This window comes from Shimia aestuarii (genome assembly GCF_900114635.1).
Taxonomy (GTDB): domain Bacteria; phylum Pseudomonadota; class Alphaproteobacteria; order Rhodobacterales; family Rhodobacteraceae; genus Shimia; species Shimia aestuarii.
The window spans coordinates 1,464,043-1,477,468 of record NZ_FOTQ01000001.1 but is presented as its reverse complement, the minus strand read 5'-3'; the positions used below and the strand labels follow the sequence as shown (position 1 = coordinate 1,477,468).

The 13,426-nt window shown below is 59.8% G+C and carries 10 protein-coding genes; 1 reads left to right on the top strand and 9 read right to left on the bottom strand.

Annotated features, from left to right (window positions below):
• Positions 1 to 12: 12 nt before the first annotated feature.
• On the bottom strand, positions 13 to 1,323 hold the full coding sequence (hslU, locus tag BMZ35_RS07280; RefSeq protein ID WP_093092245.1) for an ATP-dependent protease ATPase subunit HslU: 1,311 nt from the start codon (positions 1,321 to 1,323) through the stop codon (positions 13 to 15).
• Between the two features lie 61 nt (positions 1,324 to 1,384).
• Entirely contained in the window at positions 1,385 to 1,942 is a 558-nt protein-coding gene (hslV, locus tag BMZ35_RS07275; protein WP_093092243.1) for an ATP-dependent protease subunit HslV, read from the bottom strand.
• A 100-nt stretch (positions 1,943 to 2,042) separates the two neighbouring features.
• On the opposite strand from hslV, the gene BMZ35_RS07270 reads away from it, so the two are divergent.
• Positions 2,043 to 2,948, top strand: a complete 906-nt coding sequence (locus BMZ35_RS07270) for a hypothetical protein (RefSeq protein ID WP_093092664.1) — start codon at positions 2,043 to 2,045, stop codon at positions 2,946 to 2,948.
• A 59-nt stretch (positions 2,949 to 3,007) separates the two neighbouring features.
• Here BMZ35_RS07270 and trxA read toward each other — a convergent pair whose 3' ends face one another.
• The 7 genes from trxA to BMZ35_RS07235 are packed head-to-tail and all read right to left on the bottom strand — an operon-like array spanning position 3,008 to position 13,401.
• Positions 3,008 to 3,328: a thioredoxin gene (gene trxA, locus BMZ35_RS07265; RefSeq protein ID WP_093092241.1), complete on the bottom strand. Its 321-nt coding sequence runs from the start codon at positions 3,326 to 3,328 to the stop codon at positions 3,008 to 3,010.
• A gap of 35 nt (positions 3,329 to 3,363) precedes the next feature.
• Positions 3,364 to 6,756 carry a double-strand break repair helicase AddA gene (gene addA / locus BMZ35_RS07260; protein WP_242654717.1) on the bottom strand — a complete coding sequence of 1,131 codons (3,393 nt, stop codon included), beginning with the start codon at positions 6,754 to 6,756 and terminating at the stop codon, positions 3,364 to 3,366.
• Positions 6,756 to 9,683, bottom strand: coding sequence for a double-strand break repair protein AddB (gene addB, locus BMZ35_RS07255; protein ID WP_093092237.1), 2,928 nt, complete (start codon positions 9,681 to 9,683; stop codon positions 6,756 to 6,758). The genes addA and addB overlap by 1 nt, the downstream gene beginning before the upstream one ends.
• Complete coding sequence (locus tag BMZ35_RS07250) at positions 9,676 to 10,368, bottom strand: nucleotidyltransferase family protein (RefSeq protein WP_093092236.1); 693 nt, start codon at positions 10,366 to 10,368, stop codon at positions 9,676 to 9,678. The genes addB and BMZ35_RS07250 overlap by 8 nt, the downstream gene beginning before the upstream one ends.
• Positions 10,344 to 11,366, bottom strand: coding sequence for an aminoglycoside phosphotransferase family protein (locus BMZ35_RS07245; RefSeq protein ID WP_093092234.1), 1,023 nt, complete (start codon positions 11,364 to 11,366; stop codon positions 10,344 to 10,346). Before BMZ35_RS07245 ends, BMZ35_RS07250 begins: the two co-directional genes overlap by 25 nt.
• Complete coding sequence (tsaE, locus tag BMZ35_RS07240) at positions 11,363 to 11,836, bottom strand: tRNA (adenosine(37)-N6)-threonylcarbamoyltransferase complex ATPase subunit type 1 TsaE (protein ID WP_093092232.1); 474 nt, start codon at positions 11,834 to 11,836, stop codon at positions 11,363 to 11,365. Before tsaE ends, BMZ35_RS07245 begins: the two co-directional genes overlap by 4 nt.
• Positions 11,837 to 11,880: 44 nt before the next feature.
• Complete coding sequence (locus tag BMZ35_RS07235; RefSeq protein ID WP_093092230.1) at positions 11,881 to 13,401, bottom strand: PAS-domain containing protein; 1,521 nt, start codon at positions 13,399 to 13,401, stop codon at positions 11,881 to 11,883.
• Positions 13,402 to 13,426 lie beyond the last annotated feature (25 nt).

Genomic DNA, 13,426 nt, shown 5'->3' with positions numbered 1-13,426 from the left:
CGACGTGTGTGATCAGAGCACGTAGCGGCTCACATCCATGGATTTTGCCAGCTCACCAAGGTTCGTATCGACAAAGGCTGCGTCCACGGTGATGGTTTCGCCAGAACGGTCGGGTGCAGAGAAACTCAGTTCCTCGAAAACACGCTCCATGACCGTGTAAAGCCGCCGCGCGCCGATGTTTTCGATCGACTGGTTCACTTCGGCGGCGATCTTTGCCAATGCGGCGATCCCGTCTTCGGTGAAGGAGACAGTCACTTCCTCGGTGCCCATGAGGGCGGTGTATTGCAGGGTCAGCGCGTTGTCGGTCTCGGTCAGGATACGTACGAAATCCTCTTCGGTCAGCGCGCGCAACTCGACGCGGATCGGCAGGCGACCCTGAAGTTCCGGGAGGAGATCCGAGGGTTTGGCGATGTGGAACGCGCCAGAAGCTATAAAAAGGATATGGTCTGTTTTGACCGGGCCATGTTTGGTGCTGACCGTGGTGCCTTCGATCAGCGGCAGCAGGTCGCGCTGCACACCTTCACGGCTGACATCGCCGCCGCGCGCCTCCTGACGGGCGCAAACCTTGTCGATTTCGTCAAGGAAAACGATGCCGTTCTGTTCCACGGCTTCAAGCGCCGCGCGGGTCACGGTTTCATCGTCGAGAAGCTTGTCAGCTTCTTCCGAGATGAGGATTTCATAGCTTTCGGCTACGGTCATCTTGCGTTTTACGGTGCGTCCGCCAAAGGCTTTTCCGAACAGGTCGCCAAGGTTCATCATGCCCATCTGGCCGCCCGGCTGACCGGGAATGTCGAACATGCCGCCCATTGGGTTGCCGGTATCGGCCACATCAAGTTCGATCACTGTGTTGTCCAGCTCACCGGACTTCAGCTTTTTGCGGAACATTTCGCGGGTAGCCTCGCGGGCGTCTTCACCAGCGATGGCCTCGATCACGCGGTCTTCGGCGGCCTGATGCGCATTGGCCTTGACGTCTTCGCGCATGGTGTCGCGGGTTTGCAGGATCGCCGCATCCACCAGATCGCGGATGATCTGTTCCACGTCGCGGCCCACATAGCCGACTTCGGTGAATTTCGTTGCTTCGACCTTGATAAACGGCGCCTTGGCCAGCTTGGCCAGACGGCGGCTGATTTCGGTTTTGCCAACACCGGTGGGGCCGATCATCAGGATGTTCTTGGGATATACCTCGTCACGCAGATCATCCGACAGCTGCTTGCGCCGCCAGCGGTTGCGCAGGGCCACGGCGACGGCGCGCTTGGCATCCTTTTGGCCGATGATGAAGCGGTCGAGTTCGGAAACGATTTCGCGGGGGGTCAGGTCGGTCATGTCCTATCCTTGTGCGGGTCAAAATTCTTGCAAGAATTTTGGTAAGGGTTTTGCAAAACCCTTACTTGGTGATCTTTTCGACAGTCAGGTTGCCGTTGGTGTAGACGCAGATATCCGAGGCAATCGCCATCGCTTTGCGGGCGACGTCCTCGGCGGAAAGATCGGTTTCCATCAGCGCCCGGCCTGCGGCCAGCGCATAGTTGCCGCCCGATCCGATCGCGGTGACGTCATGTTCGGGTTCAAGCACGTCCCCTGCCCCGGTGATCACGAAAATATCCGCGCCGTCCGACACGATCAGCATCGCTTCGAGCTTTTGCAGGTACTTGTCGGTCCGCCAGTCCTTGGCCAACTCCACGCTGGCGCGGGCCAATTGACCGGGGGTGGCTTCGAGCTTGGCCTCCAGCCGTTCGAGAAGTGTGAATGCGTCGGCGGTTGAGCCGGCAAATCCGGCGACAATATCGTATCCGCCGGGTTTCAGGCGGCGCACCTTGCGCGCCGTGCCCTTGATAACGGTCTGGCCGAGCGACACCTGGCCGTCGCCTGCAATGACGACTTCGCCGTCTTTTTTGACACCGATGATCGTTGTGCCGTGCCAACCGGGAAACTGGTCATCCGCCATGGGGCTCTCCTGTTTGCTTGACGCCCTATATGAGGCCCACGCCGCCCATGCACAAGGGTGGCCCTTGTCGCGGGTTTGTCATCGGCTTAGCGTCGGCGGCATGAGTGATACAAAACAGGTTCGGTTCTACCTACCCGACGGGCTGCGACAGAGCGCCGAGTCTGGCGAGCACAATTTTCTCAACAAGATTGCCTCGGTTCTGGGAGATGCGGGATTCAAGGCGGAATATCTCGATCCTGACATGGCCGATCCGAAGGCGCCGGGCTATTCGCTGTTCCACATGGAAGAGCCTTTTGCCGTCCGTTCCGTCACGATCCGCCGGGCCTATTACTATCCCTTCTGGCAGATCGAACGGACCAATGAGCGTTGGAACTGGGACGTGGCGCGGGCGTCGTTCGAACCTGACGCTGTGGAGCGCAAGGCGGCGGATCAGTTCTTTGGATTCTGGCAGAAGCGGCTTTTCAAGGAGCCACTCAAGTCATTGGGACAGGACGGGTTTGTCTATGTGCCCCTTCAGGGGCGTCTGACGCAGCATCGGTCTTTCCAGACATGCAGCCCGGTTGAGATGATCCTCAAAACGCTTGAACAGGACAAAACGCGGCGCGTGATCGCGGCGTTGCATCCCAAGGAGATCTATTCGGAAGAGGATTTTGCCGTGCTGGAAAGGCTGGAGGCGGCGCATGAGCGGCTGGAGCTTCGGATGGGCGAGATGGAAACGCTGTTGCCGCGGTGTGATTATGTCGTGACCGAGAATTCCAGCGTGGGTTTTGCCGGGTTTTTCTTTGGCAAGCCTTGCGTGACCTTTGCCAAGATCGATTTTCACCACATCACGGCGGATGTTGGTCGCGTTGGGATTGAAGAAGCGTTCGATGCTGTCACCCGGATGGCGCCGGATTATGCGGGGTATGTCTGGTGGTTCCTGCAACAGATGTCGATCAACGCCGGGCGGCCCGAGGCCGAGGAGAGTATCCGTGCGCGGTTGTCTGCGCTGGGCTGGCCTGTGTGATCCGGAACGAAAAAGGGCGCCCCGACCGGGCGCCCCAAATCTCAGAGTTCTGAAAGCGATCAGATCGAGTCTTCGATCCAGCTTTGCAGCGCGGCCTTGGGGGCGGCGCCTGCGCGGTTGGAAACAACTTGACCGTCTTTGAAGATGAACAGCGCCGGGATGCCGCGCACGCCCATTGCCGCAGCCGAGTTGGGGTTGCTGTCAACGTCGACCTTGGCGATTTTCACCTTGCCTTCCATCTCGGCGGACAGCTCTTCGAGCGCCGGGCCGATCTGTTTGCAGGGGCCACACCATTCGGCCCAGAAATCGACGACGACGGGGACGTCGGAATTCTTTACTTCTTCATCAAAGGTGGCATCGGTGACAGCGACGGTTGCCATGAGGTTTCTCCTGAGTGGAATTGGGTTGGCTGAACCTAGGGAGCCTCTTGGGGGGCGTCAAGGTATCCTGTGGCAGCAAGCGATTTTGTCACAAGATCGTGTGGTAGCACCATGAGTTCACTGGTGCGCGTCCAAAGGATTGCCGTTTCAATGGGTTGGCTGGGGAAGACCTGTTTCAAAGCATGCGCATAAGCGCCCATCTGGCGCAAAAGGCCGTCTGGCACTTTTTCCGGTGACTTTGGGACAACGGCATTGGTTTTGAAATCAACGGCGACAATCCTGTCTGGCAGGATCAGCAGCCGGTCGATGATCCCATGCAGGCGCTGGGTGCCAAGATCGGCCGTCACGGGAACTTCGGCTAGCGTATCCCTTGCAAAAAGTGGCGAGAGCGCGGGATTTTCAACGACGGCACAGGCCTCTTTCAGAAGATCCTGGAAATCATTTGGCTCAAGCCGGGTATCGCTTGCTTCAAGAAGCGTGCGGGCGACCTGGGGCCATTCCGAGGGCGCGAAATCGGGCAGCTGTTCCAGCAACAGATGGATTTGTGTGCCGCGTCGCTTGGCGGCCTCTTCGTCAAGCCCCGCCTCGCCCGGCAAAGCTTTGCTGCCGCCAAGGTCAGATGGGCTTAGCGCGGCTGGCGTGCGATCGGGTTCGGGAGCCGGGCTCAGGAGCAGATCGGGGATGTCCGGCTTCGCAGAGGTTTCCTCCTGTTTTGTCTTGATGACGGGCCCAGACCAATCTCCGTGGGAATACCGCAACCCCTCGCCTCCGGCAAAGGCCCAAGGATCGGCGCCAATACGGGTCATGCCGTCGCGCACGGTGTCGTACCAGCTTTGACCATCTTTCCCCAAATCCCCCGCCGCAGCCACGATCAGCCATTTTTCGGCACGGGTCATGGCGACGTACAGAAGGCGCAGGCGTTCCGCGCGCTGTGCATCGGCCATTTTTTCGCGCGCATCCATGAGCGGGCCGGGGGCCGCATCCGACGCCGTGTTCCACGTCGCCTGTCCATTCACGGGTACGATCGGGGCGTCTGTCTTGACCCGACGCTGGGCCGTATCCGGCATGATCACGATCGGCGCCTCCAACCCCTTGGAGCCATGCACCGTCATCACGCGGATGCGGTTGCCTGCGCTGTCCATCTGGCGTTTGATTTCCAGATCATCAGTTTCCATCCACAGCAGGAACCCAGTCAGGCTGGGAATGGCGTTGCTTTCATAGGCCAGCGCCTGACTCAGAAGCGCATTGATGCCATCTTCGGCTTCGGTTCCGAGGCGCGAGAGCAATTTGCGCCGCCCTTCATGGCGGGTCAGGATACGTTCGATCAGGTCATATGGGCGCAGGAAATCGGTCTGACCCATGAGGTCGTCGATCACGGCCAGTGTTTCGGGAAACTCTGCGCGGCGCCCCCGCAACTCTTCCCACAAAAACTTTGATTTGCGCCGGTGGGCCAGATCAAAAAGGGCCTGCTCGCTCCACCCGAACAGGGGAGAGCGCAGCACGGTCGCCAGCGAGAGCGAGTCCTCGGGCGTGCTCAGAAATGAGAGAAGTGCGCCAAGATCGCGCACGGCCATTTCCGCACCCACTTTGAGGCGGTCGGCGCCCGCGATGGGCAGGTTGCGCGATTTGCAGGCGCGGATGATTTCGTGAAACAGATCAGAGCGTCGTTGCACGAGGATCAGGAAGTCTCCTGCGAGAACAGGGCGTTGCACAAACGTGCCGTTTTCGAGCTTTTCCGCCGGAATAGTCTCTTCTGTGTCGATCAGGCGCTTGATTTCATCTGCGATCCGTTCGGCCAGAACAACCGTGTGGTGGGTTTCGCCCAACCGATCAACCGGATCGAACCAATCGTCCTTTTCCGCCTTGGGACCGGGTTCGACCACGGGCCAGAGATCAACGCGGCCGGGCATGTCTGCGTGAAATGCCCGATGCAGGTTTTCCCGCGGGAAGCCTGCGGCTTCGCGTCCTTCGAAACACATATCCACCAAACCGAGAATGGCTGAGGAGGAGCGGAAGGAGTATTCAAGGCTCAGGCTTTGCAGGCTGTGGCCCGAGGGGGCCATGCGCGCGGCGAATTCATCCTTCATCCGGTCGAATTCTGCCGGGTCGGCGCCCTGAAAGCTGTAGATCGACTGTTTCTTGTCTCCCACAACGAAAATGGTCCGCGCCACGTCAGAACGCGCCCCGCTTCCGCTGGTGAATTCCTGGGCCAGACGTTCGATCACCTGCCATTGCGCCGGGCTGGTGTCTTGGGCTTCATCGACAAGAATGTGGTCGATGCCACCGTCCAACCGATAAAGCACCCATTCCGCGACGGCCGGTTCGTTGAGTAGTGCCCGCGCGCGCAGGATCAGGTCGTCAAAATCCAGCCAGCCGCGCAGCTGCTTTTGTTCTTCGTAGTGCTGCAGAAAGCTATGCCCAAAGGCATGGAGCGCAAGGCTGCGGTTAATGGCGCCTAGGGCAAGCCGTTGGTCACGAGCGGCTTCGACTCGAAGCATCAGCGGCTCAATCTGTGCGATCAGATCGGGATGATCTTTTTGAACACCCTTTGTCGGAAAAGAGCCTAACTTGGCGGAAAACGGCTCTTTGGCACCACTTCCGGTAAGAAAAGCGCCTTCCAAAACCGGCAACGCCGACATGTCCAGCACCGTCAAAGTCTGTAGTTTGTCGGCGGCCTTGTTGTCCATGGTTCCGCCGGTGCGCAACGCAGCCAAAAGGCTTTGGAGCAGCTGTTCTTCATCGCCCAAGAAGACCGATCTGAGAAGGGAGTGTTCGTCCAGATTGGGTTCGACACCAAATGCTGCTGCAAGTGCGGCACGGTCCACCTGCGTGCGAAACGCATCCGCGCTGTGAACAATCGCCGACGTGAGCTTGTCGAGGCTTTCACCCGTGAAATGCCGGGCGAGGTTCTCGACAAGCGCGCTATCCGGCCCGTCGGCCATGCGGTCGGTGATCTCTTCACGCAAAAGCGCGGCGGCACGGTCTTCCATCTCCTTGAACAGGGGCGAAACTCCGGCTTCGAGAGGAAACCGCCGCAAGAGTGAAGCGCAGAACGAATGAATTGTCTGAATTTTCAAACCGCCCGGTGTTTCGATCGCGCGGGCAAAGAGTGTCCGGGCCTTTCTCAGGTCTTCGGCGGTGGTTTCGCCGTCAACGCCCAGCTCCAGAAGTTCCTTGCGCAGATCATCGTCGTCCTTCATCGCCCATGCGCCGAGCCGCTTGAACAGGCGGTTCTGCATCTCGCTTGCGGCGGCCTTGGTGTAGGTCAGGCAAAGAATGTGCTGTGGTGAGACCTCTTCGAGCAACAACCGGGCGACACGATCCGTCAGAACACGGGTTTTTCCCGATCCGGCATTGGCCGAGAGCCATGTACTGTCCCGTGGGCTTGCGGCCTGAACTTGCCGTTCGGTGGCGTCGTTGCGTTGCATCAACAAAGCTCCTCGGGATCGGGGGCGTCGGTGGCATCCCATTCGCCAAAGCGCGCAAGCTGGTCATAGTCGCCTGCTTCGCTTTCGGAATGCATGGCGCGGCGGGCGGTAAAGCCTTTGCCATCGACCTTGTAGTGGGTGATCAGGGCAACGAATTCTTCCCAGACCTTTTGCGGCGCGGTTTCTCCAAGCGGAGCCGGTACATCCTTGGGTGAAGAACCTAGTCCGATATAAATTGCATCGGCCACGGTTTCCGCGTCAAGCGAAGCAAACTCGCCACGTTCGGCCATGGCCGCTTCCAGCAGAAGCTGCTTGTCAAAGTGGATTTGCTCATCCTTGGATGGCGGACTGCCGGTTTTATAGTCGTAAAGGATCAGCCGCCCATCTTCAGCGCGGTCAATGCGGTCAGCCTTGGCCGTCAGGGTGAAATCAAGCCCGTCGATGCGGCCCGTGGCCTTGTCTTCAAAGGCGACGGGTTGCGCCCGCTGCATGCGGGCGTGTTCCGATGAAACAAAGTGGTCCGATACGCGTTCCATCCGCGCTTTCCACAGGGCCCGTGCCGTAGGCCATGGGACGTTTTTGGCAAGAACAGTCTCTGATATTTGCAAAAGCCGCTCGCGGGTGATCGCGTCCGTCCCACCTGCGTTCTTGACGAACTCTTCAAGGACATCATGCACAATGATCCCGCGCAAAAGCGCGTCTGGTGTGCGCATCAGGGGATCGAGAGGACGCAAGCGCAAGACATGTTTCGCGTAGATTGCATAGGGGTCCCGGATCAGACGTTTGATCTCCGTAACCGACAAATGATTGGGCCGAGATGCGGGCGGCGGGATGGGTGAGGGGCGTTTCACGGGGTCGACCGAGGGGAAGTCCTCCATCGCGCGGACGAGATCGAGCCAATAGGCCCCGCGCGTGCGCATGTCCTGCAAGGCATCCTGTCCGCCCTGATCCGGCAACCCCCCGAGGAGGTTGGTCAAGCGGTTGATCCAGCGCGAGGGAACGGTTTCCGCTTCATCCGACCGAATGGCACGGGTGATCCAGACTTCCGGCGCCAGAACTGCCTGTTGAAAGTCATGCGCGGAAAGTCCAATGCGGCGCTCAGGAAGCAGAAGCCCCGCATCATGACGCATTTTTCGGTTGAGCCACGGATCGGGGCTTGGCGCTTCGGGCCAGCTTCCTTCGTTCAACCCGCCAAGAATGACCAGATCGGCACCCTGAACGCGGGCCTCCAACGTGCCCCAGATCAGGATACAGGGATGGCCGCTGTCCCTGTCGCGCACTTCGGCGCGTGACAGGATCGCGCCGAACAGGTCGTCATAGTCGGCGGCAGAGATCGGCCCGGCAATGTCGGCGTGATCCCGCATGTCCTGCGTGATTTTCCGGGCTTCTTGCCCAGCCTTCTTCTGCCAAAGCTCGCCAGATCCGTCGCCCGGTCCCTGCGCAATGCGTTCGGCCAGCGCAAGATGGGTTTCCAGTCGGATGGCCAGATCGATTTCGCCCGTATCTTCGAAGCAGCAGAAGGCCCCGATCAGCCAATTCACCCAATCCGGCGCGTCGTCGCCCATGGCAGTACCCCAGGCCAAGAGCGACTGGGGATCGGGGTAGGTCACACCCCTGCGCCGCATCCAAAGTTCAAGTTCGCGCGTCAGGCGCAGGTGGGGGCCGCGATCCTGTCCGCTGTGGGTGAGTGGATGCTTGAGCAGGGTCAGCAGGGCTTCGGAAGTCAGTTTGTGCTGAAATAGAGCCGCTATGTGGCGCAGGAAGCGCCCCGGCGGTGAAAGTTGGAGCGGCGTGCCGGCGCTGTCATCGGGTTCGATGTCCCAGCGATCCAGTGCGGTTGCAACCTGTCGCGTCAGCATCCGGTCGGGCGTGATCAGGGCGGCGGTTTGGCCATCCTCTGCCGCTTGGCGCAAGCGCGCTGCGATGGCCAGCGCCTCTTCGCGCATCGAGGCCGCCTCGATCAGCGTGACGTTATGGGTGGCATGGCCTAGATCGCGCAAGGCTGGGCCTTCGGTCAACCACTGATCGGTGACGGGGGCCGGACGCAACGCGAGCGAAACCAGCTTGTTGCGCGCGGGGCAGGGCGGTTGATTGGCGTTCCAGCAGTCGATATCTGCCGCTGCAATCTCGAGCCGGTCCATGAGCTTGCGGAACCGGAACTGCGGGTGATCTTCGCTTTGCAGCGGGTCTGACAGGGCGTCCCAGACCGCATCGGGCGTATCGAAATCAAAACCGGGCAGGATGATCGCGCCTTGAGGCAGCTGGGCAATGGCCTGCATCAGAAGCATGGTTGTGCCACGAGAGCCGGTGGACCCGGCAAGGATGACAGGATGCGCCGGGGGGGCGACCCGCCAGTCTTCAATCATGCGCTCGACGACCATCCTTTGACGGCTTTGCGCGTCGGGTGCGGTATCAACATCATTCAGAAAATGCCGCACGATCCCGAGAAACGCCTTGGCTCGCGCCCAGTGTCCCGATTGATCGGTCACATCCAGCGCTTCGATCGCATCAAATGAGACACCTTCGCCCTGCATCTCATCCATCAGGCCAGCAAGGCTGTCAGCCAGATCGTAAATTGACGCGCGGGATGCCAGATCGGGTTGTTGATGCAGGAGTCGGGAAATCAGCTGGATCAGTTCAAAGCGACGGCGCAGGGCAGGGACCGGGGCGGGGAGGTCGGCAGCTCCGACACCCCGACCCAGATCGGTCAGCAACTGGATGCGGGGCAAAAGTCTGGCGGGACCAGTGTCAAACAGCGCCTTGACCCGCCGGGCCATGCGCGCGGTGTTCACAACAAGCTGCACGCGGGCCATTTCAAGGGGCGGGCGATGGGCGAGGCGGTCGTTCAACCCCAGGACAAGGGCCGCCGGAAAATCTACGCCCGGGGGCACGGCAAAGACGCGAGCTTTGTCGGTGGGGTCAAACATGGGACTCTTTCAACAAGGATTCAGCGAGGCGCAGACCGTCGGGATTGCCCACGTCACACCATTTGCCAGGGTAGCTGACCCCGAAAAGGCGTTTGTCCCGGATCATCTGATCCCAAAGCAGGTTCAGGGAAAAGGACTGGTCCGGGATGTCGGCGAGTCCTTCGGTTTTGAGGATTTGCACACCACCATAGATCACGTCCAGTCCGCGTGTGATTTGGCCCGTTTGTGACAAGTGGAAATCACCTTTGCCAGCATGGCCGAGTGTTTGGGCGCGGGGCACGCAGACCAACAATCCGTCCATTTTGTCGGGATCCCAATGATCAAGCGCCATTTCGAAAGGGTTTGGTCCGGACCAGATCGCGTCAGTATTCGTGGTCATCACCGGACCCTCACCCAAGAGAGGCAGGGCATGCCGGAGCCCGCCCCCGGTGTCGAGGATGTCCGGCGTTTCGTGTGACATCCGGACATCCGTATCCGCCAAGTGCGTACGCAGCTGCTCCGGCAGGTAGTGCAGGTTGGCGACGATGCGCTCGGGTTCAACCATTCTGACAAGCCCAAGCGTGTGGTCGATCAGCGGAACGCCGCAAACCTGGATCAAGGGTTTGGGACAGTCGGCGGTCAGGGCGCCCATACGCGTTCCGAAACCGGCAGCGAACATCATCACAGAACGGGGTATTTGCCGCATTTGTCTTTCAGCTTTTGCAAGAGGGCGGGGGATGGCTCGGGCAGGTCAACAAGCACCTGTTCGCGGATCGCGGCAAGTGCCGGGTGTTCAAGGTCGCGCAGGACAAAACCCCAGACGCGCGGGATGAGATCGACATAATGCGGCTTGGCGAAGTGCATGGACAGCCGGGCAAAGGCGCCAAGAATACGCAGATTTCGCTGAACGCCCAAAACCGCGTAGGCGGTCTGAAAATGTTCGGGGTCAACATCAGTTACGGCGAGGTATCGAGCAATCATCGCTGTTTCCACGTCGCTGGACACATCGCGCCGGGCATCCTGCAGAAGCGAAACCAGATCATAGGCGGGGTGTCCCAACATGGCATCCTGAAAATCCAACAACCCGACCCGCGCGACCCCCCGGCGATCCGGAAGCCACAACAGGTTCTCGGCGTGATAGTCGCGCTGGACAAGCACGCTTGTGTCGTTTGCGTGCTGATCCAATAGCGACCGGAAGGCCAGCATGAACCGGCTTTTCGCTCTGTCGACCTCCAGATCCGCCCCGCGTGCATACCAATCATATGAGAGTGCGGCCATGTTGGTCATGACCTCGGGGCCGTATGTCTTCAGGCCAGAGGGGGGGCGTGTCTGGTGTAGTGCGACCAGCACGTCTGTTGCGGCCGCATAAAGGAGCATTTCCTGGTCTGGTTTCGAAACCAAAACCCGCGCGAACAGATCATCGCCCAGGTCTTCGATTAGAAGAAGGCCATGCTCGGTGTCACAGGCTAGGATTTCCGGTGCCGACAGGCCGGTATCTCTGAGGTGCTTCGCGATATGAACGAATTCCGTGACAGGCTCGTTCTTGTCCGGTGGCGCATCCATAAGTACGGCCACTTCGCCGTTCTTGCGGGTGATGCGTTCGTAGCGGCGGTTGGAGGCATCACCGGCAAGCGAGGCCCGTGCTGCATCATTCCAGCCGCTTTCCTCAAGAAACCGGGTAATCCGGGTGTTGCGTTCACTCATTGGGAAATCTCTTGGACAAGGGGTGTCCACCGGCCGGTTTGCCAGGACAGGGTCAGTTTGCGTTGGCCTTCGGTGTCTCCAAGCGAAAAGTCCAGCCGAAGGGCGCTTTGGGGTGCCAATTCTGCGAGTCGATCAGGCCATTCAACGAGACAGATCGCATCTTCGAACGCGTCCGTCAGCCCGAGCTCCACAACCTCGTCCGGGGATGTCAGGCGATACAGATCCGCGTGCCAGATTTCGGACCCAGGCGTTTCGTAGGTTTGTACCAGCGTGAATGTAGGGGATGGAACGTCCTCTGGTTCGCTCAACAAGGATTGGATCAGGGCGCGGGCAAAATGGGTTTTCCCCGCGCCGATGTCGCCCTGCAAAAGCAGCACGTCCCCGGGCCGCAAGCCGGGTGCGATCCACCTGGCAAGAGCGGCGGTTTCATCGGGAGTACTTAGAAAAAGGGTCGTGCTTTGGCGCGTCATGGCGCAAGACTACAGCGAACCCCGGCACCTGCAAGCGGTTCGGTTCAGATCGGTTCCGGAACGGACGCCAATGGCGCATTCGCTGCTTCGACGGCAATGCAGAACCTGATCAACGTGGCCCCCCTGTCAACCGGGTGAACCGACAGATGAATGCGTTCGCCAGTGCGCATTTCGACCGTTTCGTGCCATGGTGTCCTATCCGTTGGCGCCATGACAAAGGCTTGCAGTCGCGCCCACACGTCCGTCTCATTGGTTTCGTTGCGCCAAACCGGCAAAGCGTCGCGCAGCGTGTACTCGGCAAAGCTTGTGTCCGGGTCGGTCCGCCAGAGGGTGCAGTAGGATGTATTGTACAAGCTCAGCCTTCCGGTTGCCGAAAAAACGGCAACGGCATCGGGCAGGGCGTCAATCACCGATTGGTTCAGCTCCAGATCGGCCCGGAATCGCCGGGTCAGCGAAATCTCGGCGCTGATGTCTTCGAAAAGAAAAGCGATGGCCCCGTCCGGATGCGGCCGCCCCGTGACGCGATAGGTCAACCCCGACGGCAGGGTCCACGTTTCCGCGTAGCGACCGTCGGCTGCTGCAACCACCAGTTCGGCGATTTGCTCGCGCCAGCTGGCGTAATTCTTGGGCTCGGGCATGACCCGGTTTTCGCGCATCCTGTCAAAGAAGGCGACGAGGCTGGGGCGGCCCGACAGAAAATCTGCAGGCAGTACCGTGAGGTCGATCAAGGCCGGGTTGAAAAGGGCAAGTTGTCGGTTGCGATCAAAGATGGCCAGCCCGATCGAGAGTTGCGCGAAGGTTTTGGTCAGGGTTTGCACAAAATTGCGCTGGGCGACTTCCGCGCTCACGATGGCATTGGCGTCGCTGGCATAGCACATGGTTTCGTCCCCGGTACTGACGCGAATGATGTCGTACCAGAATGTCTGGTTGTGAGATTTGTCGGTGATCCCGGTTCGAAATGGTTCCCTGTCGGGCAGGTCCAAATCAATGTCGAAAATCGGGTGCCCCTGATCACCTTCGTGCCCCAGCCGTTTGGCGAGCAAGTCATAGGCAGCGTTCCGCCATATGACCTGTCCGGCCTTGTCGACCTGCCAAATCGGGTAGGGCGCGTTGGCTACGGCCTTCCAGGCCCGGTTGTTGCGGGCGGGAATTTGTCCAGGGTCGGCATGAATCGTGACTCTCGCCGTATTTCCCCGTTGATCAATGATTGCAAGATCGGACCGGGCGGGATCCTTGGCGCGAAGGGTTATGCAGGACCGTTCCTTGTCCGCGCCCTGGACGGTCGGAAATTCGGGGAAATCAGACACAAGCGCCTGATACAGGTCGCCCCAGACATATTCTGCAGACCGTAAGGGACCGATCCGTTCCAACCCAAGCGGGTTGGCATCCTCTAGTACGCCCGCGCGAAAAAGAAAGATGGCCGCCTCGTGGCTTGTGCGACCATGGGTGTGTTCTGCCGTTTCTCCTGTTTTGCGCAGGCGATGACCCAGCGTCAGAACCGAGAGCACGATGGCCGCGCTGACAAAGACAGCAAAGACATAGGAAATGAGCCCAGAGTCAAACATTGGGGGCCTCTCGTGATGGGGTCAG